1 protein-coding gene is annotated in these 728 nt (G+C 45.9%); it reads right to left on the bottom strand.

All coding sequences use genetic code 11. The annotated features are described in order from the left end of the window. Positions 1–240 precede the first annotated feature (240 nt). Positions 241–681: an NADAR family protein gene (locus GY937_21080; protein MCP5059207.1), complete on the bottom strand. Its 441-nt coding sequence runs from the start codon at positions 679–681 to the stop codon at positions 241–243. Between the last annotated feature and the right edge of the window lie 47 nt (positions 682–728).

Consider the following 728-nt stretch of genomic DNA (forward strand, 5'->3'; position numbering starts at 1 on the left):
ATAAGGCCGCCTCTCCCGTACTACCTTCATAGTTCAAAAAGCGGTCCCCGAAGTAGATCGCTTCTACTCCGGTTCTCATGTCGAAACGGTCATGTCCACTTATTTCTTGTTCTGTAACTATTTTGTATTCTGCGGCGGTAATTGCGACGCAAAACAACAGATAGATGTTCATTTTTTTTTCAAAAATACGCGCGTAATAGCGTTATTTTTATCATTGTACGCGCGTTCATATATGTACAATTATTTTCCAAAATCAAAATTATCACGCATATCAGTTAACATGTAGCCCAGTAAGTTTTGGCCGCACCATTTGGTGCGTTCAGCGCACCGTTTATCTGCCATATGAAGCCCTATGCCCCAAACCGTGTCATACATATTGGTATCCACAAGCAACGCTGGCTTGGTGGCCAACAGCGTCGCTTGCAACGCCGGTTCGGCAAATTTCAGCCGCAAACCCTCCATCATGATCGGCATGCGCGCGCTGACCCATACCACCTCATTGAAATTGTTGACGTGTCTGCCGAGCTGTCCTTGCTGCAACGGCAACGGCGTGTTCAGTATCGCCGTGGCAGTTTCGGTGTCACCAAATTTTTTCGCCTTATTGTACTGGAAGTACTGCTCCACGCTGCTGAAGTTGACGCCATCAGCGGTAATATTGATCGGATAAAAATTCGACAGCACCGAATCTGCTCCATAAAAATACGTGTACTTTTCTGCATGAATTTCAG

The organism is bacterium (assembly GCA_024228115.1).
Taxonomy (GTDB): Bacteria; Myxococcota_A; UBA9160; order UBA9160; family UBA6930.